Origin of the sequence: Streptomyces sp. B93 (assembly GCF_018070565.1) — a bacterium.
In the GTDB taxonomy this organism is placed as follows: Bacteria; Actinomycetota; Actinomycetes; order Streptomycetales; family Streptomycetaceae; genus Streptomyces.
This window is the reverse complement of the sequence record NZ_JAGPXL010000015.1, coordinates 104,337-125,928: the sequence shown is the minus strand read 5'-3', so window position 1 is coordinate 125,928 and position 21,592 is coordinate 104,337. Positions and strand designations below refer to the sequence as shown.

Genomic DNA, 21,592 nt, shown 5'->3' with positions numbered 1-21,592 from the left:
GGTCCGGCGGGTCCGGCCGGGGCCCGGCCCGTCCCGCCTGATGGACCGGCGGCCGGGACACGGGTCCGGACGTGGGAGGATCGGAGGTGGCGGGCCAGGGCCGCGCACCCAGGTCGCGCCGCGGCGTACGCGAGGACGCGCGTGCGTGAGGCAGTACCAGGGCGCGAGCACTGAGGAGCACCGTTGAGCAGGTTGCGCTGGCTGACCGCGGGGGAGTCCCACGGTCCCGCACTCGTCGCGACGCTGGAGGGCCTTCCCGCCGGCGTGCCGATCACCACGGAGATGGTGGCGGACCACCTGGCGAGGCGGCGGCTGGGCTATGGACGCGGTGCGCGGATGAAGTTCGAGCGGGACGAGGTCACCTTCATCGGTGGCGTCCGGCACGGACTGACCCTGGGCTCGCCGGTCGCGGTCATGGTCGGCAACACCGAGTGGCCCAAGTGGGAGAAGGTCATGGCCGCCGACCCGGTGGACCCGGACGAGCTGGCCGAGCTGGCCCGCAACGCGCCGCTGACCCGCCCCCGCCCCGGCCACGCCGACCTCGCGGGCATGCAGAAGTACGGCTTCGACGAGGCCCGGCCGATCCTGGAGCGTGCCTCGGCAAGGGAGACGGCGGCACGGGTGGCGCTGGGCGCGGTGGCCCGCTCGTACCTGAAGGAGACCGCCGGGATCGAGATCGTCTCGCACGTCGTCGAGCTGGCCTCGGCCAAGGCGCCGTACGGCGTCTACCCGACCCCCGCCGACGTGGAGCGGCTCGACGCCGACCCGGTGCGCTGCCTGGACGCCGACGCGTCGAAGGCGATGGTCGCGGAGATCGACCAGGCCCACAAGGACGGCGACACCCTCGGTGGCGTGGTCGAGGTGCTGGCCTACGGCGTCCCCGTCGGTCTCGGCTCCCATGTGCACTGGGACCGGAGGCTCGACGCCCGGCTCGCGGCGGCGCTGATGGGCATCCAGGCGATCAAGGGCGTGGAGGTCGGCGACGGCTTCGACCTGGCCCGGGTGCCGGGCTCCCAGGCGCACGACGAGATCGTCACCACCGACGACGGCATCCGGCGCGCCACCGGCCGCTCCGGCGGCACCGAGGGCGGTCTGACCACCGGCGAGCTGCTGCGGGTGCGGGCGGCGATGAAGCCCATCGCGACCGTGCCGCGCGCCCTGAAGACCGTGGACGTCGCCACCGGCGAGCCCGCCGCCGCCCATCACCAGCGCTCCGACGTGTGCGCCGTACCCGCGGCCGGGATCGTCGCCGAGGCGATGGTGGCGCTGGTGCTGGCCGACGCGGTCGCCGAGAAGTTCGGCGGCGACAGCGTCCCCGAGACCCGCCGCAACGTCCGCGGCTACCTCGACAACCTGGCGATCCGGTGACCGGGCCGCTGGTCGTCCTCGTCGGGCCGATGGGCGTGGGCAAGTCCACCGTCGGGCTCCTGCTCGCGGAGCACCTGGGCGTCGGCTTCCGGGACACGGACGAGGACATCGTCGCCGCCGAGGGCCGGTCGATCGCGGAGATCTTCGTCGACGAGGGCGAGGCGGCCTTCCGGGCGGTCGAGAAGCGGGCGGTGCGCACCGCGCTCGCCGAGCACGACGGCGTACTGGCACTGGGCGGCGGCGCCATCCTGGACGCCGACACCCGGGCGCTGCTGGCGGGGGCGCGGGTCGTCTACCTCTCGATGGACGTCGAGGAGGCGGTCAAGCGCACCGGCCTGAACGCCGCCCGGCCGCTGCTCGCGGTCAACCCGCGCAAGCAGTGGCGGGAACTGATGGAGGCCAGGCGGCATCTGTACGAGCAGATCGCCGTCGCGGTCGTCCCGACCGACGGGCGTACGCCCGAAGAGGTCACCCAGGAGGTCCTGAACGCCGTGGAGTTGAAGGAAGCATGAGCGAGGCAGTCACCCGGATCCAGGTCGGCGGCACCGCGGGCAGTGACCCCTACGAGGTCCTGGTGGGCCGTCAGCTGCTCGGTGAACTCGGCGCGCTGATCGGCGAGAAGGCCAAGCGGGTCGCGGTCGTCCACCCGGAGGCGCTGGCCGAGACCGGTGAGGCGCTGCGGGCCGACCTGGCCGAGCAGGGCTTCGAGGCGGTCGCCATCCAGGTGCCCAACGCCGAAGAGGCCAAGACCGCCGAGGTCGCCGCCTACTGCTGGAAGGCGCTCGGTCAGTCCGGGTTCACCCGCAGCGACGTCGTCGTCGGGGTGGGCGGCGGCGCGACCACGGACCTGGCCGGTTTCGTGGCGGCGACCTGGCTGCGCGGGGTGCGCTGGATCGCGGTCCCGACGACCGTGCTGGCCATGGTGGACGCGGCCGTCGGCGGCAAGACCGGCATCAACACCGCCGAGGGCAAGAACCTGGTGGGCTCCTTCCACCCGCCCGCGGGTGTGCTCTGCGACCTCGCGGCGCTGGACTCGCTGCCGGTCAACGACTACGTCTCCGGGCTCGCGGAGATCATCAAGGCCGGTTTCATCGCCGACCCGGCGATCCTGGAGCTGATCGAGGCCGACCCGCAGGCCGCGCGCACCCCGGCGGGGCCGCACACCGCCGAGTTGATCGAGCGCTCGATCCGGGTGAAGGCCGAGGTCGTCTCCTCCGACCTGAAGGAGTCGGGGCTGCGGGAGATCCTCAACTACGGCCACACCCTCGCGCACGCCATCGAGAAGAACGAGCGCTACAAGTGGCGGCACGGCGCGGCGGTCTCGGTCGGTATGCACTTCGCCGCCGAACTGGGCCGTCTGGCGGGCCGTCTGGACGACGCGACCGCCGACCGGCACCGTACGGTCCTTCAGGCCGTCGGGCTGCCGCTGAGCTACCGCTACGACCAGTGGCCCAAGCTGCTGGAGACCATGAAGGTCGACAAGAAGTCCCGGGGCGACCTGTTGCGCTTCATCGTCCTGGACGGCCTCGCCAGGCCGACCGTCCTGGAGGGCCCGGACCCGGCCGTGTTGCTGGCCGCGTACGGGGAAGTCGCCGAGTAGGTCCGCCCGTGTCCGTCCCGCCCCAACCGGGTCGCCGGGTCGGGCACTTCGGTCCGGCCCCGGCCGTTCACCAAAGGACGGCCGGGGAAGGTACCGTTCGGTAGGAAGCGGGACCGCGGAAGCACAACCCCGCCATCGGCGCCAGTTGACCCGCACGAGAACGTGCACGAGACGGAGTGGGAGCGGATGCAGCACGCAGCGGGGTCCGAGCTGCCGCCGCCCCACCAGCCGGGGCACGGACCAGCCGTCGGCTGGTCCCCGGCCGGACCGCCCCCCGGGCACCACCCGGGGCCCCATGACCCCGGCTTCAGCGGAGCGCCCACGGCCCCGATCCCGCCCGTACCGCACCACCCCGCGCCCCACCACCCGGCCTCGCACCACCCGGTGCCGCCCGTGCCGCCGCCCGGGGCCCACCCACCGGGGCCACCGCACCCGGCGGCGCCACCCCATCAGGCCCCGCTCCCGGGCCCGCCGACCCCGGACACCACCGGCCATGTGCCGCTGCCGCCCGGCGGTCCCGTCGGCATGCCGAGCGCCCCGCCCGCCATGGCCGCGCCCGACCCGGTCACCACCACCCTCGCGGTGCTGCTGATCGGGCCCGCGGGCGCCGGGAAGACCAGCGTCGCCAAGTACTGGGCGGACCACCGCCGGGTCCCCACCGCCCACATCAGCCTCGACGACGTACGCGAATGGGTCCGCTCCGGCTTCGCCGACCCCCAGTCCGGGTGGAACGAGCACTCCGAGGCGCAGTACCGCCTGGCCCGCCGCACCTGCGGCTTCGCCGCGCGCAACTTCCTCGCCAACGGCATCTCCTGCATCCTCGACGACGCCGTCTTCCCGGACCGCCCGGTCGTCGGCCTCGGCGGCTGGAAGCGGCACGTCGGCCCCGGGCTGCTGCCCGTGGTGCTGCTGCCCGGACTCGACATCGTCCTGGAGCGCAACGCCGAACGGTCCGGCAACCGCCGCCTCGGCGACGAGGAGGTGGCCCGCATCCACGGCCGGATGGCGGGCTGGTACGGCTCGGGGCTGCCGATCATCGACAACTCCCAGCTCGACATACCGGCGACCGCGCGGATGCTGGACGACGTACTGGCGAGGTCGATCGCGAGCCCGCCGCAGTGGTGACCGGGCCGCACCCAGGGTCCCACGCGGCGCCAGCCGCCCCGGGCACCCCGGGTGCCCCCCACTCGGCCGTTCCCGACCGGCGCCCGCACCGTTCAGCTCTTACGCTCGGGTCATGTCAGAGGTGTACGCGGCTCGCCGGACACGGCTGAGGGACCGGTGCAACGCGGGTGGCAGCGCGGCGGCGCTGGTCACCCGGCCCGCCAATGTGCGCTACCTCGCGGGCGCGGCGCCCAAGAACGCCGTCCTGCTGCTGGGCAAGCGCGAGGATCTGCTGGTGTGCGTCGGCCCGCCGGACGACCGCCCCACACAGGGGCGACCGGACGAGGCGCTGCGGGTGCACGCCCTGCCCGGCCCCGGAGGTGACGCGGCCGTCGCCGCCGCCGACCTCGCCACCGCCCAGGGCGCCGACTCGCTCGCGGTGGAGGAGCACCACCTCACCGTCGCCCGGCACCGTGCCATCGGCTCGGTCGCGCCCCGGCTGCGCCTGGCCGACCTGGGCGGCGCGGTCGAGCAGCTCAGGGTGGTGAAGGACGAGGAGGAGATCTCCTGCCTGCGGATCGGCGCCGAGATCGCCGACCAGGCGCTGGGCGAACTCCTCGAGTCCATCCTGGTGGGCCGCACCGAGCGGCATCTCGCCCTGGAGCTGGAGCGGCGCCTGGTCGACCACGGCGCCGACGGTCCCGCGTTCCCGACCTCCGTCGCCACCGGACCGCACGCCGGGCACCGGGGCCACCGGCCCACCGACCGGCGGGTGGAGGAGGGTGACTTCCTCTCCGTCTGCCTGGGCGCCGCCTACCGCGGCTACCGCTGCGAGATCGGCCGCACCTTCGTGATCGGCACCAGCCCTGCGGACTGGCAGATCGAGCTGTACGACCTGGTCTTCGCGGCCCAGCGCGCCGGACGTGAGGCGCTGGCGCCGGGCGCCGCCTTCCGTGACGTGGACCGTGCCGCGCGTCAGGTGCTGGACTCCGCCGGGCACGCCGAGCGGCTCCAACCGCTCACCGGGCACGGTGTGGGGCTCGAAATCGACGAGGACCCTCAGTTGGCCCCCACGGCCATGGGTAAACTGGACGCTTGCGTGCCGGTCACCGTCGAACCGGGGGTCCACCTCCCGGGCCGGGGCGGTGTCCGGATCGATGACACGCTCGTCGTACGCCCCGAGGCGGACGGCGGACCCGAGCTACTCACCATCACGACCAAGGAGCTGCTCGCGCTGTAGCGCGTGTCTTCTGGTCGTCCACGTCAGTCCAGGAGATTCCGCAACCGTGGCTTCCACGAACGACCTCAAGAACGGCATGGTGCTCAAGCTCGAAGGCGGCCAGCTCTGGTCCGTCGTCGAGTTCCAGCACGTCAAGCCCGGCAAGGGCCCCGCCTTCGTGCGCACCAAGCTCAAGAACGTGCTCTCGGGCAAGGTGGTCGACAAGACCTTCAACGCCGGCGTCAAGGTCGAGACGGCCACTGTCGACAAGCGCGACATGCAGTTCTCCTACATGGACGGCGACTACTTCGTCTTCATGGACATGGAGACCTACGACCAGCTCATGGTCGACCGCAAGGCCGTCGGCGACGCCGCCAACTTCCTGGTCGAGGGCTTCACCGCGACCGTCGCGCAGCACGAGGGCGAGGTGCTCTTCGTCGAGCTGCCCGCCGCCGTCGAGCTGACCGTCAAGGAGACCGAGCCGGGCGTGCAGGGCGACCGCTCCACCGGCGGCACCAAGCCCGCCACCCTGGAGACCGACCACCAGATCCAGGTCCCGCTCTTCATCACCACCGGTGAGAAGATCAAGGTCGACACGCGTACGAGCGACTACCTCGGCCGGGTGAACAGCTAACCGTGGCTGCCCGCAACACGGCCCGCAAGCGCGCCTTCCAGATTCTCTTCGAGGGCGACCAGCGCGGTGCCGACGTCCTGACGGTCCTCGCGGACTGGATCCGGCTGTCCCGGACCGACACCCGGCAGCCGCCGGTGAGCGAGTACACGATGCAGCTGGTCGAGGGCTACGCGGAGCACGCGACCCGGATCGACGAACTGATCGCCCAGTACGCCGTCGGCTGGACGCTCGACCGGATGCCGGTGGTCGACCGCAACATCCTGCGGCTCGGCGCGTACGAGCTGATCTGGGTCGACGAGACCCCGGACGCGGTCGTGCTGGACGAGATGGTGCAGCTCGCCAAGGAGTTCTCCACGGACGAGTCGCCGTCGTTCGTCAACGGTCTGCTGGGCCGGCTGAAGGACCTCAAGCCCTCGCTGCGGCGCACCGGGGACTGATCCAGGCCGGTCGGGGCCGGCCGCGAGCCGAAGACAAGACGCCGAAGGGGCCACAGCGTGCTGCTGTGGCCCCTTCGGCGTTCTCGTGGCCGCCGAGCACCCCGGCGGTACGTTTCTGCGTGCTCCGGGCGCCGACCTGAGCGGTCAGGCCTCCTCGTGGGAGACCGCGCGGCGGGCGTCCGCGTCCAGCACGCCCCAGCTGATCAGCTGCTCGGTGAGGACCGAGGGGGACTGGTCGTAGATGACGGCGAGTGTGCGCAGGTCGTCCTGGCGGATCGACAGCACCTTGCCGTTGTAGTCACCGCGCTGGGACTGGATCGTCGCCGCGTAACGCTGGAGCGGGCCCGCCTTCTCGGCCGGGACCGTGGCCAGCCGCTCCAGGTCGAGGACCAGCTTCGGCGGCGGCTCGGCGGCACCGCCCGGGGTGGTGCCCGGCAGCAGTTCCTGCACCGGAACGCCGTAGAAATCCGCCAGCTCCGCAAGGCGCTGCACGGTCACGGCGCGGTCGCCACGCTCGTACGAACCGACCACGACCGCCTTCCAGCGTCCCTGGGACTTCTCCTCGACACCGTGGAGGGAAAGGCCCTGCTGGGTGCGGATGGCCCGGAGCTTGGCCCCGAGCTGTTTGGCGTATTCGCTGGACATATAGCTCCCCGGACACTGTGTCGACGCGGCCTGGCCGTCTTCCATGCCGCGCAGTTGGTAACTCACTGTGAGGTTACGCAGCGTTACTCTCTCGCGTCAAGCCGAATGGTCCGCACCGACGCTTCCGTGGTATCGGTCGCCGGTTGGGCCGAACGGGTGGTTCTGGGGCGGTCGAGGGGGTGATCCGGGGCGCTGTCAGGGGTGTCGTGGTGGCCTGCTACCGTGGATGGCGCAATCCCGACGTCCTTTAAGGTCCGTCCCGTGAGGCGGAGAAGGAGGTCCGTTTCGTATGGACAAGCAGGAAGAGCAGGGCAGGCAGCAGGACGCGCAGCCGTCGTCCGACGCCCGGCCCGTTCTCGAAGGCCCCGACATCGCGCGGGTGCTGACCCGCATCGCCCACGAGATCGTCGAACGCGCCAAGGGCGCCGACGACGTGGTGCTCCTCGGCATCCCGACCCGGGGCGTCTTCCTCGCCCAGCGGCTCGCCGCCAAGCTGGAGCAGATCACCGAGCGCAAGGTGCCCTGCGGCTCGCTGGACATCACCATGTACCGCGACGACCTGCGCATGCACCCGCCGCGCGCCCTGGCCCGCACCGAGATCCCCGGTGACGGCATCGACGGCCGTCTCGTGGTCCTCGTCGACGACGTGCTGTTCTCCGGCCGCACCATCCGCGCCGCCCTCGACGCGCTGAACGACATCGGGCGCCCGCGCGCCGTGCAGCTCGCGGTCCTCGTCGACCGCGGCCACCGCGAACTGCCCATCCGCGCCGACTACGTCGGCAAGAACCTCCCCACGTCGCTGCGGGAGACGGTCAAGGTCCAGCTCGCCGAGGAGGACGGTCGCGACACCGTGCTGCTCGGCGCCAAGCCGGACCCCCAGTAGCAGCCGAGGCGTACGCCACCGCCGTACGCCTGCCCCGGTGCGCCCCGAGGCGCGCCCGTCTGCCCCGAAATCTCCCGTTCTCCCGAACGAACTGCCTTACGGAGCCTGACAGATGCAGCGTCATCTCATCTCGGCCGCCGACCTCACCCGCGACGACGCCGTCCTGATCCTCGACACCGCCGAGGAGATGGCCCGGGTCGCGGACCGGCCCATCAAGAAGCTGCCGACCCTGCGCGGCCGCACCGTGGTCAACCTCTTCTTCGAGGACTCCACCCGCACCCGGATCTCCTTCGAGGCCGCCGAGAAGCGGCTCTCCGCGGACGTCATCAACTTCACCGCCAAGGGCTCCAGCGTCTCCAAGGGCGAGTCCCTGAAGGACACCGCCCAGACGCTGGAGGCCATGGGCGTCGACGCCGTGGTCATCCGGCACGGGGCCTCGGGGGCGCCGTACCGGCTGGCCAACTCCGGCTGGATCGACGCCGCAGTCATCAACGCCGGGGACGGCACCCACCAGCACCCCACCCAGGCCCTGCTGGACGCGTTCACCATGCGCCGCCGCCTGGTCGGCCGGGACGCCGGGATCGGGCAGGACCTGTCCGGGCGCCGGATCACCATCGTCGGCGACGTCCTGCACAGCCGCGTCGCCCGCTCCAACGTCGACCTGCTGCACACCCTCGGCGCCGAGGTCACCCTCGTCGCCCCGCCCACCCTGGTGCCGGTCGGCGTGGAGACCTGGCCCTGCGAGGTCTCCTACGACCTCGACTCCACGCTCACCAAGTCCGACGCCGTGATGATGCTGCGCGTCCAGCGCGAACGGATGAACGCCGCGTTCTTCCCCACCGAGCGCGAGTACTCCCGCCGCTACGGCCTCGACGGCGACCGCATGGCGCGGATGCCCGAGCACGCCATCGTGATGCACCCCGGCCCGATGGTCCGCGGCATGGAGATCACCGCCGAGGTCGCCGACTCCGACCGCTGCACCGTCGTCGAGCAGGTCGCCAACGGCGTCTCCATCCGCATGGCCGTGCTCTACCTGCTGCTGGGCGGCAACGAGCCCGCCGTCACCCACGCCCGCACCAACGAGGAGAAGTAAGACCCATGAGCAAGATCCTGATCCGTGGTGCGAAGGTGCTCGGCGGCGAGGCGCAGGACGTCCTGATCGACGGCGAGACCATCGCCGAGGTCGGCGTGATCCCGAAGGCGGAGGCCGATCAGGTCATCGACGCCGACGGCAAGGTGCTGCTGCCGGGCCTGGTCGACCTGCACACCCATCTGCGCGAGCCCGGCCGCGAGGACTCCGAGACCGTCCTCACCGGCACCCGTGCCGCCGCCTCCGGTGGCTACACCGCCGTGTTCGCCATGGCCAACACCTTCCCCGTCGCGGACACCGCCGGAGTCGTCGAGCAGGTCTACCGGCTCGGCCAGGAGCACGGCTACTGCGACGTGCAGCCCATCGGCGCCGTCACCGTCGGCCTGGACGGCAGGAAGCTCGCCGAGCTGGGCGCCATGCACGAGTCGGCGGCCGGGGTCACCGTCTTCTCCGACGACGGCAAGTGCGTCCACGACGCCGTGATCATGCGCCGGGCGCTGGAGTACGTGAAGGCCTTCGGCGGTGTCGTCGCCCAGCACGCGCAGGAGCCCCGGCTCACCGAGGGCGCCGAGATGAACGAGGGTGTCGTCTCCGCCGAACTCGGGCTCGGCGGCTGGCCCGCCGTCGCCGAGGAGTCGATCATCGCGCGCGACGTGCTGCTCGCCGAGCACGTCGGCTCGCGCGTGCACATCTGCCACCTGTCGACCGCCGGGTCCGTGGAGATCGTGCGCTGGGCCAAGTCGCGCGGCATCGACGTCACCGCCGAGGTCACCCCGCACCACCTCCTCCTCACGGAGGAGATGGTCCGCAGCTACAACCCCGTCTACAAGGTGAACCCGCCGCTGCGCACCGAGCGGGACGTGCTGGCGCTGCGCGAGGCCCTCGCCGACGGCACGATCGACATCGTCGCCACCGACCACGCCCCGCACCCGCACGAGGACAAGGACTGCGAGTGGGCCGCGGCCGCCATGGGCATGGTCGGCCTGGAGACCGCGTTGTCAGTGGTCCAGGAGACGATGGTGGAGACGGGCCTGCTGGACTGGGCCGGGGTGGCCGACCGGATGTCCTTCAAGCCCGCCCGGATCGGTCAGGCCACGGGCCACGGCCGTCCCGTCTCGGCAGGTGAGCCCGCCAACCTCACCCTCGTCGACACGGAATACCGTGGCTCCGTGGACCCCGCGGGCTTCGCCTCGCGCAGCCGCAACACCCCGTACGAGGGGCGTGAGCTGCCGGGCCGTGTCACGCACACCTGGCTGCGGGGCAAGGCCACCCTCGTCGACGGGAAGCTCACGTGACATCCGTAATCCTGCTGGCCGCCGAGAAGGAATCGGCGGAAGTGACCGACTGGGCCGCGCGGATCGGCTGGGTCATCGGTCTCGCACTGTTCGTCGCGCTCGTCTACTGGCTGATGCGCGAGGGCTGGAAGTGGCGCGGCACCCTCCAGGGCGACCTGCCGGAGCTGCCCAGCGCGCCGGAGACGCCCGGCGAGGCGAGACTGACCATGGAGGGCCGCTACCACGGCTCCACCACCGCCGGTCAGTGGCTCGACCGCATCGTGGCGCACGGCCTCGGCACCCGCAGCCGGGTCGAGCTGACCCTGACGGACGCCGGACTGGACGTCGTACGCCCCGGAGCGGCCGACTTCTTCGTCCCCGCCGCCGCGCTGCGCGAGGCCCGGCTCGACAAGGGCATCGCGGGCAAGGTCCTCACCGAGGGCGGACTGCTGGTGGTGACCTGGGCGCACGGCGACAAGCTGATCGACTCCGGCTTCCGCTCCGACCGCGCGGCCGAGCACGGCGCATGGGTCGCCACCCTGAACGACATGATCAACAAGACGGAAGGCGCACGATGACGACCTCCACCAGGGGAACCGCCAAGGTTCCCGCCGTACTCGTCCTGGAGGACGGCCGGACCTTCCGCGGCCGTGCCTACGGGGCCGTGGGGGAGACCTTCGGCGAAGCGGTGTTCTCCACCGGCATGACCGGCTACCAGGAGACCCTGACGGACCCGTCGTACCACCGCCAGGTCGTCGTGATGACCGCCCCGCACGTCGGCAACACCGGCGTCAACGACGAGGACCCCGAGTCCAAGCGGATCTGGGTCGCGGGCTACGTCGTGCGCGACCCCGCGCGCGTGCCGTCCAACTGGCGCTCCCGGCGCTCCCTGGACGAGGAACTGGCCGCGCAGGGCGTCGTCGGCATCAGCGGCATCGACACCCGCGCGCTCACCCGGCACCTGCGCGAGCGCGGCGCCATGCGGGTCGGCATCTTCTCCGGCAACGCGCTGCCCGACGAGGGCACCATGCTCGCCGAGGTCCGCCAGGCCCCCGAGATGACCGGCGCGAACCTGTCGGCGGAGGTCGCCACCAAGGAGCCGTACGTCGTCCCCGCCATCGGCGAGAAGAAGTTCACCGTCGCCGCCGTCGACCTCGGCATCAAGGGCATGACCCCGCACCGCATGGCCGAGCGCGGCATCGAGGTGCACGTCCTGCCCGCCACCGCCGGCGTCGACGACGTGTACGCCGTCCAGCCCGACGGCGTGTTCTTCTCCAACGGCCCCGGCGACCCCGCCACCGCCGACCACGCCGTCTCCGTCATGCGGGGCGTCCTGGAGCGCGGCACGCCCCTGTTCGGCATCTGCTTCGGCAACCAGATCCTCGGGCGCGCGCTCGGCTTCGGCACCTACAAGCTGAAGTACGGCCACCGCGGCATCAACCAGCCCGTGCAGGACCGTACGACCGGCAAGGTCGAGGTCACCGCGCACAACCACGGCTTCGCCGTCGACGCCCCGCTCGACCAGGTCTCCGACACCCCCTACGGCCGCGCCGAGGTCTCCCACGTCTGCCTCAACGACAACGTGGTGGAAGGGCTCCAGCTCCTCGACCGCCCGGCCTTCAGCGTCCAGTACCACCCCGAAGCGGCAGCGGGCCCGCACGACGCCGCCTACCTGTTCGACCGCTTCGTGAAGCTCATGGAGGGCCAGCGTGCCTAAGCGCACCGATATCCAGTCCGTCCTGGTCATCGGCTCCGGCCCGATCGTCATCGGCCAGGCCGCCGAGTTCGACTACTCCGGCACCCAGGCGTGCCGCGTCCTCAAGGCCGAGGGCCTGCGGGTCATCCTGGTCAACTCCAACCCGGCGACGATCATGACCGACCCGGAGATCGCCGACGCGACCTACGTCGAGCCGATCACCCCCGAGTTCGTCGAGAAGATCATCGCCAAGGAGCGGCCCGACGCGCTGCTGCCCACCCTGGGCGGCCAGACGGCCCTCAACACCGCGATCTCCCTGCACGACAACGGCGTCCTGGAGAAGTACGGCGTCGAACTGATCGGCGCCAAGGTGGAGGCCATCCACAAGGGCGAGGACCGCGACCAGTTCAAGGAGGTCGTGGAGGAGGTCCGCAGGAAGACCGGGCACGGCGAGTCCGCCCGCTCGGTGATCTGCCACTCCATGGACGACGTCCTCGCCGGGGTCGAGCAGCTCGGCGGCTACCCCGTCGTCGTACGCCCCTCCTTCACCATGGGCGGCGCCGGTTCCGGCTTCGCGCACGACGAGGAGGAACTGCGCCGCATCGCCGGTCAGGGCCTCACGCTCTCGCCGACCACCGAGGTGCTCCTGGAGGAGTCCATCCTCGGCTGGAAGGAGTACGAGCTGGAGCTGATGCGCGACAAGCACGACAACGTCGTGGTCGTCTGCTCCATCGAGAACTTCGACCCGATGGGCGTGCACACCGGCGACTCCATCACCGTCGCCCCCGCGATGACGCTCACCGACCGCGAGTACCAGGTGCTGCGCGACGTCGGCATCGCCATCATCCGTGAGGTCGGCGTCGACACCGGCGGCTGCAACATCCAGTTCGCGGTCAACCCCGTCGACGGGCGGGTCATCGTCATCGAGATGAACCCGCGCGTGTCGCGGTCCTCGGCGCTCGCGTCCAAGGCGACCGGCTTCCCGATCGCCAAGATCGCCGCCAAGCTCGCCGTGGGCTACACCCTCGACGAGATCCCGAACGACATCACCCAGGAGACCCCGGCCTCCTTCGAGCCGACCCTGGACTACGTGGTCGTCAAGGCTCCCCGGTTCGCCTTCGAGAAGTTCCCGCAGGCCGACGCCACGCTGACCACCACCATGAAGTCGGTCGGCGAGGCCATGGCCATCGGCCGCAACTTCACCGAGGCCTTCCAGAAGGCGCTGCGCTCGCTGGAGAAGAAGGGCAGCCAGTTCACGTTCGTGGGCGACCCGGGCGACAAGCGGACGCTGCTTGAGGCGTCCGTCCGGCCCACCGACGGCCGTATCAACACCGTCATGGCGGCCATCCGCGCGGGCGCCACGCCCGAGGAGGTCTTCGAGTACACGAAGATCGACCCCTGGTTCGTCGACCAGCTCTTCCTGATCAAGGAGATCGCCGACGAGCTGGCCGCCGCCCCCGAGCTGACCCCGGAGCTGTTCGCCGAGGCCAAGCGGCACGGCTTCTCCGACGTCCAGATCGGCGAGATCCGGGGCCTGAGGGAGGACGTGGTCCGCGAGGTGCGGCACGCGCTCGGCATCCGCCCGGTCTACAAGACCGTCGACACCTGCGCCGCCGAGTTCGCCGCCAGGACGCCGTACTTCTACTCCTCCTACGACGAGGAGACCGAGGTCGCGCCCCGCGAGAAGCCCGCGGTGATCATCCTGGGCTCCGGCCCCAACCGCATCGGCCAGGGCATCGAGTTCGACTACTCCTGCGTCCACGCCTCCTTCGCGCTCTCCGACGCCGGGTACGAGACCGTGATGGTCAACTGCAACCCGGAGACGGTCTCCACGGACTACGACACCTCCGACCGTCTGTACTTCGAGCCGCTGACGCTGGAGGACGTGCTGGAGATCGTCCACGCCGAGCAGCAGGCCGGACCCGTCGCGGGTGTCGTCGTCCAACTCGGCGGCCAGACCCCGCTGGGCCTGTCGCAGGCCCTGAAGGACAACGGCGTACCGATCGTCGGCACCTCGCCCGAGGCCATCCACGCCGCCGAGGACCGCGGCGCCTTCGGCCGCGTCCTCGCCGAGGCGGGCCTGCCCGCCCCCAAGCACGGCACCGCCACCACCTTCGCCGAGGCCAAGGCCATCGCCGACGAGATCGGCTACCCGGTCCTGGTGCGGCCGTCGTACGTGCTCGGCGGGCGCGGCATGGAGATCGTCTACGACGAGGCCCGGCTGTCGTCCTACATCGCCGAGTCCACGGAGATCAGCCCCTCCCGGCCGGTCCTCGTCGACCGGTTCCTGGACGACGCCATCGAGATCGACGTCGACGCCCTCTACGACGGCGAGGAGCTGTACCTCGGCGGTGTGATGGAGCACATCGAGGAGGCCGGCATCCACTCCGGCGACTCCGCGTGCGCGCTGCCCCCGATCACCCTCGGTGGCTTCGACATCAAGCGGCTGCGCGCCTCCACCGAGGGCATCGCCAAGGGCGTCGGCGTGCGCGGCCTGATCAACATCCAGTTCGCGCTCGCCGGGGACATCCTCTACGTCCTGGAGGCCAACCCGCGCGCGTCGCGCACCGTCCCCTTCACCTCCAAGGCGACGGCCGTGCCGCTGGCGAAGGCCGCCGCCCGGATCTCGCTGGGCGCGACCATCGCCGAACTGCGCGCGGAGGGGCTGCTGCCCAAGGAGGGCGACGGCGGCGAACTGCCGCTGGACGCGCCGATCTCCGTCAAGGAGGCCGTCATGCCGTGGTCGCGCTTCCGCGACATCCACGGCCGCGGCGTCGACACCGTCCTCGGCCCGGAGATGCGCTCCACCGGCGAGGTCATGGGCATCGACTCCGTCTTCGGCACGGCGTACGCCAAGTCGCAGGCCGGTGCCTACGGCCCGCTGCCGACCAAGGGCCGCGCCTTCATCTCGGTCGCCAACCGCGACAAGCGGTCGATGATCTTCCCGGCCCGGGAACTGGTCGCGCACGGCTTCGAACTGCTCGCCACCTCCGGCACCGCCGAGGTCCTCAAGCGCAACGGCATCAACGCCACGGTCGTGCGCAAGCAGTCCGAGGGCATCGGACCGAACGGCGAGCGGACCATCGTCCAGCTGATCCACGACGGCGAGGTCGACCTCATCGTCAACACCCCGTACGGCACCGGCGGCCGACTCGACGGCTACGACATCCGCACCGCCGCGGTGGCCCGCTCCGTGCCCTGCCTGACCACGGTCCAGGCGCTGGCCGCCGCCGTCCAGGGCATCGACGCGCTCAACCACGGAGACGTGGGCGTCCGATCGCTCCAGGAACACGCGGAACACCTGACCGCGGCCCGCGACTAGCAGCCCACGAGGGGGACACCGGAAACGGTGTCCCCCTCTTCACGAGGACACGATGTACAAGCTTCTCTTCAACCTGCTGTTCCGGCGGATGGACCCGGAGCAGGCCCACCACCTCGCCTTCCGCTGGATCCGGCTGACCGCGCGCGTCCCCGTCCTGCGCACCTTCGTCGCCGCCGTGCTCGCGCCGCGCCACGAGGAACTGCGTACGGAGGCGCTCGGGCTGCGGATGCACGGGCCCTTCGGCCTCGCCGCGGGCTTCGACAAGAACGCCGTCGCGATCGACGGCATGGCGATGCTCGGCTTCGACCACGTCGAGATCGGCACCGTCACCGGGGAGCCACAGCCCGGCAACCCCAGGAAGCGGCTGTTCCGGCTGGTCGCCGACCGGGCGCTGATCAACCGCATGGGCTTCAACAACGACGGCTCGCTCGCCGTCGCCGCCCGCCTCGCCTCCCGCGATCCGGTCTTCAGGACCGTCGTCGGCGTCAACATCGGCAAGACCAAGGTCGTCCCCGAGGAGGAGGCCGCCCAGGACTACGTGAAGTCCGCCGAGCGGCTGGCGCCGTACGCCGACTACCTGGTCGTGAACGTGTCCTCGCCCAACACGCCCGGCCTGCGCAACCTCCAGGCCACAGAGGCGCTGCGCCCCCTGCTGACCGCCGTCCGCGAGGCCGCCGACCGCACCGTCACCACCCGGCGCGTCCCGCTGCTGGTCAAGATCGCGCCCGACCTCGCCGACGAGGACATCGACGCGGTGGCCGACCTGGCCGTCGAACTGGGCCTGGACGGCATCATCGCCACCAACACCACCATCGCGCGCGAGGGCCTCGGTCTGACCTCCGGCCCCGCCCTGACCGGGGAGACCGGCGGCCTGTCCGGCGCCCCGCTGAAGGCCCGCTCCCTCGCCGTGCTGCGCCGCCTCTACGCGCGCGTGGGCGACCGCATCACCCTGGTCGGCGTCGGCGGCGTCGAGAACGCCGAGGACGTCTGGCAGCGCATCCTCGCGGGCGCCACCCTGATCCAGGGCTACAGCGCCTTCGTCTACCAGGGCCCCTTCTGGTGCCGCGCGATCCACAAGGGCCTCGCCGCCCGCCTGCGCACCAGCCCGTACGCCACCCTCGCCGACGCCGTCGGCGCCGACGTGAAGGAGACCGCATGACCGCACAGGAACCCTTCGGCGCCCGGCTGCGCCGCGCGATGGACGAGCGCGGCCCGCTGTGCGTCGGCATCGACCCGCACGCCTCGCTGCTCGCCGAGTGGGGGCTGAACGACGACGTCGCCGGACTTGAGCGGTTCAGCCGCACGGTCGTGGAGGCGATGGCCGACCGGGTCGCCGTGCTCAAGCCGCAGAGCGCGTTCTTCGAGCGCTTCGGATCGCGCGGGGTCGCGGTCCTGGAGAAGGCGGTCGAGGAGGCCCGCGCGGCCGGTGCGCTGATCGTCATGGACGCCAAGCGCGGCGACATCGGCTCCACCATGGCCGCCTACGCCGAGTCCTTCCTGCACAAGGACGCCCCGCTGTTCTCCGACGCGCTCACCGTGTCGCCGTACCTCGGCTACGGGTCGCTGCGGCCCGCCGTCGGGCTGGCCCGGGAGAGCGGCGCCGGGCTCTTCGTGCTGGCGCTGACCTCCAACCCCGAGGGCGGTGAGGTGCAGCACGCGGTGCGCGCGGACGGGCGGAACGTGGGGGCGACGATGCTGGCGCACCTGGCCGCCGAGAACGCGGGAGAGCGTCCCCTGGGCTCCTTCGGCGCGGTCGTCGGGGCCACGCTGGGTGACCTGTCGTCGTACGACCTGGAGATCAACGGTCCGCTGCTCGCGCCCGGCATCGGCGCCCAGGGAGCCACTCCGGCCGATCTGCCGGGGGTGTTCGGCTCCGCGGTGCGCAATGTGGTGCCGAACGTCAGCCGGGGGGTGCTACGACACGGTCCCGACGTGACTGCGCTGCGTGACGCCGCGGACCGGTTCGCCGAGGAGATCCGGGCGGCCCTGGCGGCGGTCTGAGGGCTTCGGAGGGGTCCCGGGGAGCTTGCCGGCCCTGGATACATTCTCAAATCCGGGGCAATATGTCTGAAATGTACTGTCCTGACAGAGGCTGACCAGGACTTTTCCGCTGTTCTCGCTGACTCTGGCGGACTTGCCCGCTAGTCTCCGACGAGAGAACGGGCAAGCGTGTTGCTCGTGGCTCCCCAGGTGTGGGGCGACTAGGTTCCTCACCGGTCCGTATCCGACAGTTCGACATCCGAGGTGACGTAGGCGTGGCTCTTCCGCCCCTTACCCCCGAACAGCGCGCAGCCGCGCTCGAAAAGGCCGCCGCGGCTCGCCGGGAGCGGGCCGAGGTCAAGAATCGACTCAAGCACTCCGGCGCCTCCCTGCACGAGGTCATCAAGCAGGGCCAGGAGAATGACGTCATCGGCAAGATGAAGGTCTCCGCCCTCCTTGAGTCCCTGCCGGGCGTGGGCAAGGTCCGCGCCAAGCAGATCATGGAGCGACTCGGCATCTCCGAGAGCCGCCGTGTGCGCGGTCTCGGTTCCAACCAGATCGCCTCCCTGGAGCGCGAGTTCGGCAGCACCGGCTCCTGAGTCCCGGGCGCGGGGCGATTGCTGGAATAATCGCCGCATGAGTGAACGTCCGCGGCTGACCGTGCTCTCCGGCCCTTCGGGGGTCGGCAAGAGCACGGTCGTCGCCCATATGCGCAAGGAACACCCCGAGCTGTGGCTCTCGGTGTCGGCGACGACCCGAAAGCCCCGGCCCGGTGAGCGGCACGGGGTCCACTACTTCTTCGTCACCGACGAGGAGATGGACAAGCTGATCGCCAACGGCGAGCTGCTGGAGTGGGCCGAGTTCGCCGGGAACCGGTACGGCACGCCGCGCGCGGCTGTGCTGGAGCGGCTGGAGGCCGGTGAGCCGGTGCTGCTGGAGATCGACCTCCAGGGCGCCCGGCAGGTCCGCGAGTCCATGCCGGAGGCCCGGCTGGTGTTCCTGGCTCCGCCCTCCTGGGAGGAGCTGGTGCGCAGACTCACCGGCCGGGGCACCGAACCGCCCGAGGTGATCGAGCGCCGACTGGCCGCCGCGAGGATCGAACTCGCGGCCGAGCCGGAGTTCGACGAGACCCTGGTCAACACCTCCGTCGAGGATGTGGCGCGTGAGCTGCTAGCCTTGACGGAAGTTGTGTGATCACGACTGATCTTTTCCCATCCATCGGAAGGTAGAGCGTGTCCTCTTCCATCTCCGCGCCCGAGGGCATCATCAACCCGCCGATCGACGAGCTTCTCGAGGCCACGGACTCGAAGTACAGCCTCGTGATCTACGCGGCCAAGCGTGCCCGCCAGATCAACGCGTACTACTCGCAGCTCGGTGAGGGCCTGCTGGAGTACGTCGGTCCCCTCGTCGACACGCACGTCCACGAGAAGCCGCTCTCGATCGCCCTCCGCGAGATCAACGCGGGTCTGCTGACGTCCGAGGCCATCGAGGGCCCGGCGCAGTAGTCGACCGCAGCGACGGCGGTAGTATTTTCAGCCTGAAGCTGGCTTTTCCACAGGCCCGGCAGCGCGACTGCCGGGCCTGTGGTGTGTGATGGGGGCGTAGGTTCTTCGAGGTGCGGGGAGAGACGGTGGACAAGCCGAAGGTCGTCCTGGGGGTCAGCGGTGGCATCGCCGCCTACAAGGCCTGTGAACTGCTGCGCAGACTGACGGAATCCGGCCACGACGTCCGCGTCGTGCCGACCGCCTCCGCGCTGCACTTCGTCGGCGCCGCCACCTGGTCCGCGCTGTCCGGCCACCCCGTCTCCACCGAGGTCTGGGACGACGTCCACGAGGTGCCCCACGTCCGCATCGGCCAGCACGCCGACCTCGTCGTGGTCGCCCCGGCCACCGCCGACATGCTCGCCAAGGCGGCCCACGGCCTCGCCGACGACCTGCTCACCAACACCCTCCTCACCGCCCGCTGCCCGGTGGTCTTCGCCCCCGCCATGCACACCGAGATGTGGGAGCACCCGGCCACCCAGGAGAACGTGGCGACGCTGCGCCGCCGCGGCGCCGTCGTTATCGAACCGGCCGTCGGCCGCCTGACCGGCGTCGACACCGGCAAGGGCCGCTTCCCCGAGCCCGCCGAGATCTTCGAGATCTGCCGTCGGGTGCTCGCCCGGGGCGTGACCGGGCCCGACCTCGCCGGACGCCATGTCGTCGTCAGCGCGGGCGGCACCCGCGAGCCCCTCGACCCCGTCCGCTTCCTCGGCAACCGCTCCTCCGGCAAGCAGGGCTACGCCCTCGCGCGTACGGCGGCGGCGCGCGGCGCCCGGGTCACGCTGATCTCGGCCAACACCGGCCTGCCGGACCCGGCGGGCGTGGACGTCGTCCCCGTCGGCACCGCCGTACAGCTGCGGGAGGCGGTGCTGAAGGCCGCCGCCGACGCCGACGCCGTGGTGATGGCCGCGGCGGTGGCCGACTTCCGCCCCGCGGTCTACGCCTCCGGGAAGATCAAGAAGCAGGACGGCCAGGACCCCGAGTCCGTCGCCCTGGTGCGCAATCCGGACATCCTCGCGGAGATCTCGGCCGACCGGCCCCGCCCCGGGCAGGTCGTGGTGGGCTTCGCCGCCGAGACCGACGACGTCCTGGCCAACGGCCGCACCAAGCTCCGGCGCAAGGGCTGCGACCTCCTCGTGGTCAACGAGGTCGGCGAACGCAAGACCTTCGGCGCCGAGGAGAACGAGGCGGTGGTGCTCGGCGCCGACGGCGGCGAGACGCCCGTGCCGCACGGACCCAAGGAGGCGCTGGCGGACATCGTCTGGGACCTGGTAGTGGCGCGGCTGGACTGACCTCGAGGAACGCTGAACCGGTGGTGGAGGATGCGACGCCGCGGTGTGGCGACCCTGGCCAAGGCGGCTCGCCATTGGGCAGAATGCGCGTGCCGCAGGTCACAGGCCTTCCGAGAGGCGAGACGGGGGTCCGGTGACCGAACGCGACCGATAAACTGTCTCTCGGACGACGCCGGGCGCAGCCCCCGTCCCGTCCGCCCATGATCAGCCAGCAGCCGCTGCAACCCCAGGGAGCGTTGTGTCCCGTCGCCTGTTCACCTCGGAGTCCGTGACCGAGGGCCACCCTGACAAGATCGCTGACCAGATCAGCGACACCATCCTCGACGCCCTGCTCCGCGAGGACCCGTCCTCCCGGGTCGCGGTCGAGACCCTGATCACCACCGGCCTCGTGCATGTCGCCGGTGAGGTCACGACCAAGACCTACGCACCGATCGCGCAGCTGGTGCGCGAGAAGATCCTGGAGATCGGCTACGACTCCTCGAAGAAGGGCTTCGACGGCGCCTCCTGCGGTGTGTCGGTGTCGATCGGCGCGCAGTCCCCGGACATCGCGCAGGGCGTCGACACGGCTTACGAGAGCCGCGTCGAGGGCGATGAGGACGAGCTGGACCGGCAGGGCGCCGGTGACCAGGGCCTGATGTTCGGCTACGCGACGGACGAGACCCCGACGCTGATGCCGCTGCCCATCTTCCTCGCCCACCGGCTGTCCAGCCGGCTGTCCGAGGTCCGCAAGAACGGCACGATCCCCTACCTGCGCCCGGACGGCAAGACGCAGGTCACCATCGAGTACGACGGCGACAAGGCGGTCCGCCTGGACACGGTCGTCGTCTCCTCGCAGCACGCCTCCGACATCGACCTGGACTCGCTGCTGGCGCCCGACATCCGGGAGTTCGTCGTCGAGCCCGAGCTGAAGGCGCTGCTGGAGGACGGCATCAAGCTCGACACCGAGAACTACCGCCTGCTGGTCAACCCGACCGGGCGGTTCGAGATCGGCGGCCCGATGGGCGACGCCGGTCTGACCGGCCGCAAGATCATCATCGACACCTACGGCGGCATGGCCCGGCACGGCGGCGGCGCCTTCTCCGGGAAGGACCCGTCCAAGGTCGACCGCTCCGCCGCGTACGCGATGCGCTGGGTCGCGAAGAACGTCGTCGCGGCGGGCCTCGCCTCCCGCTGCGAGGTCCAGGTCGCCTACGCGATCGGCAAGGCCGAGCCGGTCGGCCTGTTCGTGGAGACCTTCGGCACCCACAAGGTCGACACCGACAGGATCGAGCAGGCCATCGAGCAGGTCTTCGACCTCCGTCCGGCGGCCATCATCCGCGACCTCGACCTGCTCCGCCCGATCTACTCCCAGACCGCGGCGTACGGTCACTTCGGCCGTGAGCTGCCCGACTTCACCTGGGAGCGCACGGACCGGGTGGAGGCGCTGCGGAAGGCCGTGGGGCTGTAAGGCACCCGATTGTTCGAACGTGCCCGGTTCTCCCTGGAGGGAGGCCGGGCACGTCGCACG

The 21,592-nt window shown here is 71.2% G+C and carries 21 protein-coding genes; 20 read left to right on the top strand and 1 reads right to left on the bottom strand.

What is annotated here, in order from left to right; all coding sequences use genetic code 11:
• The first annotated feature begins 183 nt into the window (after positions 1 to 183).
• The 7 genes from aroC to nusB all read left to right on the top strand — a co-directional run bounded on the left by aroC (position 184) and on the right by nusB (position 6,362).
• Positions 184 to 1,368, top strand: a complete 1,185-nt coding sequence (gene aroC, locus KBY47_RS17360; RefSeq protein ID WP_210922044.1) for a chorismate synthase — start codon at positions 184 to 186, stop codon at positions 1,366 to 1,368.
• Positions 1,365 to 1,880, top strand: a complete 516-nt coding sequence (locus KBY47_RS17355) for a shikimate kinase (protein WP_210922043.1) — start codon at positions 1,365 to 1,367, stop codon at positions 1,878 to 1,880. The genes aroC and KBY47_RS17355 overlap by 4 nt, the downstream gene beginning before the upstream one ends.
• Positions 1,877 to 2,968 (top strand): 3-dehydroquinate synthase, encoded by a 1,092-nt coding sequence (aroB, locus tag KBY47_RS17350; protein ID WP_210922042.1) that lies wholly within the window; start codon positions 1,877 to 1,879, stop codon positions 2,966 to 2,968. The genes KBY47_RS17355 and aroB overlap by 4 nt, the downstream gene beginning before the upstream one ends.
• Positions 2,969 to 3,154: 186 nt before the next feature.
• Positions 3,155 to 4,093, top strand: coding sequence for a Pro-rich N-terminal domain-containing protein (locus tag KBY47_RS17345; protein ID WP_210922041.1), 939 nt, complete (start codon positions 3,155 to 3,157; stop codon positions 4,091 to 4,093).
• 112 nt (positions 4,094 to 4,205) lie between these two features.
• Entirely contained in the window at positions 4,206 to 5,312 is a 1,107-nt protein-coding gene (locus tag KBY47_RS17340) for an aminopeptidase P family protein (RefSeq protein ID WP_210922040.1), read from the top strand.
• Positions 5,313 to 5,358: 46 nt separating this feature from the next.
• Positions 5,359 to 5,925, top strand: coding sequence for an elongation factor P (efp, locus tag KBY47_RS17335; protein WP_210922039.1), 567 nt, complete (start codon positions 5,359 to 5,361; stop codon positions 5,923 to 5,925).
• A gap of 2 nt (positions 5,926 to 5,927) precedes the next feature.
• Positions 5,928 to 6,362, top strand: coding sequence for a transcription antitermination factor NusB (nusB, locus tag KBY47_RS17330; protein ID WP_210922038.1), 435 nt, complete (start codon positions 5,928 to 5,930; stop codon positions 6,360 to 6,362).
• A gap of 144 nt (positions 6,363 to 6,506) precedes the next feature.
• Here the strand turns inward: nusB and bldD are convergent, their stop codons facing one another.
• Positions 6,507 to 7,007 (bottom strand): transcriptional regulator BldD, encoded by a 501-nt coding sequence (gene bldD, locus KBY47_RS17325; protein WP_210922037.1) that lies wholly within the window; start codon positions 7,005 to 7,007, stop codon positions 6,507 to 6,509.
• Between the two features lie 289 nt (positions 7,008 to 7,296).
• Here bldD and pyrR point away from each other — a divergent pair, with 289 nt between their 5' ends.
• From pyrR to metK, 13 genes are all read left to right on the top strand, one after another.
• The gene (gene pyrR, locus KBY47_RS17320) at positions 7,297 to 7,890 is read left to right on the top strand and encodes a bifunctional pyr operon transcriptional regulator/uracil phosphoribosyltransferase PyrR (RefSeq protein WP_210922036.1); all 594 of its coding nucleotides are present in this window, start codon (positions 7,297 to 7,299) and stop codon (positions 7,888 to 7,890) included.
• A gap of 112 nt (positions 7,891 to 8,002) precedes the next feature.
• The gene (locus KBY47_RS17315; protein ID WP_210922035.1) at positions 8,003 to 8,983 is read left to right on the top strand and encodes an aspartate carbamoyltransferase catalytic subunit; all 981 of its coding nucleotides are present in this window, start codon (positions 8,003 to 8,005) and stop codon (positions 8,981 to 8,983) included.
• Between the two features lie 5 nt (positions 8,984 to 8,988).
• Positions 8,989 to 10,275 (top strand): dihydroorotase, encoded by a 1,287-nt coding sequence (locus KBY47_RS17310; RefSeq protein WP_210922034.1) that lies wholly within the window; start codon positions 8,989 to 8,991, stop codon positions 10,273 to 10,275.
• Entirely contained in the window at positions 10,272 to 10,832 is a 561-nt protein-coding gene (locus KBY47_RS17305) for a hypothetical protein (protein WP_210922033.1), read from the top strand. The genes KBY47_RS17310 and KBY47_RS17305 overlap by 4 nt, the downstream gene beginning before the upstream one ends.
• On the top strand, positions 10,829 to 11,971 hold the full coding sequence (gene carA / locus KBY47_RS17300) for a glutamine-hydrolyzing carbamoyl-phosphate synthase small subunit (RefSeq protein WP_210922032.1): 1,143 nt from the start codon (positions 10,829 to 10,831) through the stop codon (positions 11,969 to 11,971). The genes KBY47_RS17305 and carA overlap by 4 nt, the downstream gene beginning before the upstream one ends.
• Positions 11,964 to 15,272: a carbamoyl-phosphate synthase large subunit gene (gene carB, locus KBY47_RS17295; protein ID WP_210922031.1), complete on the top strand. Its 3,309-nt coding sequence runs from the start codon at positions 11,964 to 11,966 to the stop codon at positions 15,270 to 15,272. The genes carA and carB overlap by 8 nt, the downstream gene beginning before the upstream one ends.
• 52 nt (positions 15,273 to 15,324) lie before the next feature.
• Positions 15,325 to 16,431, top strand: coding sequence for a quinone-dependent dihydroorotate dehydrogenase (locus tag KBY47_RS17290; RefSeq protein ID WP_210922030.1), 1,107 nt, complete (start codon positions 15,325 to 15,327; stop codon positions 16,429 to 16,431).
• Entirely contained in the window at positions 16,428 to 17,273 is an 846-nt protein-coding gene (gene pyrF, locus KBY47_RS17285) for an orotidine-5'-phosphate decarboxylase (RefSeq protein WP_210922029.1), read from the top strand. The genes KBY47_RS17290 and pyrF overlap by 4 nt, the downstream gene beginning before the upstream one ends.
• A 254-nt stretch (positions 17,274 to 17,527) precedes the next feature.
• Complete coding sequence (locus KBY47_RS17280) at positions 17,528 to 17,851, top strand: integration host factor (RefSeq protein WP_003977346.1); 324 nt, start codon at positions 17,528 to 17,530, stop codon at positions 17,849 to 17,851.
• Between the two features lie 37 nt (positions 17,852 to 17,888).
• Positions 17,889 to 18,446, top strand: coding sequence for a guanylate kinase (gene gmk, locus KBY47_RS17275; RefSeq protein ID WP_210922028.1), 558 nt, complete (start codon positions 17,889 to 17,891; stop codon positions 18,444 to 18,446).
• Positions 18,447 to 18,484: 38 nt separating this feature from the next.
• Positions 18,485 to 18,757, top strand: a complete 273-nt coding sequence (rpoZ, locus tag KBY47_RS17270) for a DNA-directed RNA polymerase subunit omega (RefSeq protein WP_003977348.1) — start codon at positions 18,485 to 18,487, stop codon at positions 18,755 to 18,757.
• A 125-nt stretch (positions 18,758 to 18,882) separates the two neighbouring features.
• A complete protein-coding gene (gene coaBC, locus KBY47_RS17265) occupies positions 18,883 to 20,085 on the top strand; it encodes a bifunctional phosphopantothenoylcysteine decarboxylase/phosphopantothenate--cysteine ligase CoaBC (protein WP_210922027.1) in 1,203 nt (400 codons plus the stop codon).
• Positions 20,086 to 20,323: 238 nt separating this feature from the next.
• On the top strand, positions 20,324 to 21,532 hold the full coding sequence (metK, locus tag KBY47_RS17260) for a methionine adenosyltransferase (protein ID WP_210922026.1): 1,209 nt from the start codon (positions 20,324 to 20,326) through the stop codon (positions 21,530 to 21,532).
• The last annotated feature ends 60 nt before the right edge of the window (positions 21,533 to 21,592 follow it).

What these genes read in the sequence shown, in the direction of transcription:
- KBY47_RS17290 (WP_210922030.1), top strand. Translation starts at nt 15,325, where the DNA reads ATGTACAAGCTTCTCTTCAACCTGCTGTTCCGGCGGATGGACCCGGAG.
- KBY47_RS17315 (WP_210922035.1), top strand. Translation starts at nt 8,003, where the DNA reads ATGCAGCGTCATCTCATCTCGGCCGCCGACCTCACCCGCGACGACGCC.
- KBY47_RS17345 (WP_210922041.1), top strand. Translation starts at nt 3,155, where the DNA reads ATGCAGCACGCAGCGGGGTCCGAGCTGCCGCCGCCCCACCAGCCGGGG.
- gmk (WP_210922028.1), top strand. Translation starts at nt 17,889, where the DNA reads ATGAGTGAACGTCCGCGGCTGACCGTGCTCTCCGGCCCTTCGGGGGTC.
- bldD (WP_210922037.1), bottom strand. Translation starts at nt 7,007, where the DNA reads ATGTCCAGCGAATACGCCAAACAGCTCGGGGCCAAGCTCCGGGCCATC.
- KBY47_RS17340 (WP_210922040.1), top strand. Translation starts at nt 4,206, where the DNA reads ATGTCAGAGGTGTACGCGGCTCGCCGGACACGGCTGAGGGACCGGTGC.
- pyrR (WP_210922036.1), top strand. Translation starts at nt 7,297, where the DNA reads ATGGACAAGCAGGAAGAGCAGGGCAGGCAGCAGGACGCGCAGCCGTCG.
- carA (WP_210922032.1), top strand. Translation starts at nt 10,829, where the DNA reads ATGACGACCTCCACCAGGGGAACCGCCAAGGTTCCCGCCGTACTCGTC.
- pyrF (WP_210922029.1), top strand. Translation starts at nt 16,428, where the DNA reads ATGACCGCACAGGAACCCTTCGGCGCCCGGCTGCGCCGCGCGATGGAC.
- aroB (WP_210922042.1), top strand. Translation starts at nt 1,877, where the DNA reads ATGAGCGAGGCAGTCACCCGGATCCAGGTCGGCGGCACCGCGGGCAGT.
- KBY47_RS17310 (WP_210922034.1), top strand. Translation starts at nt 8,989, where the DNA reads ATGAGCAAGATCCTGATCCGTGGTGCGAAGGTGCTCGGCGGCGAGGCG.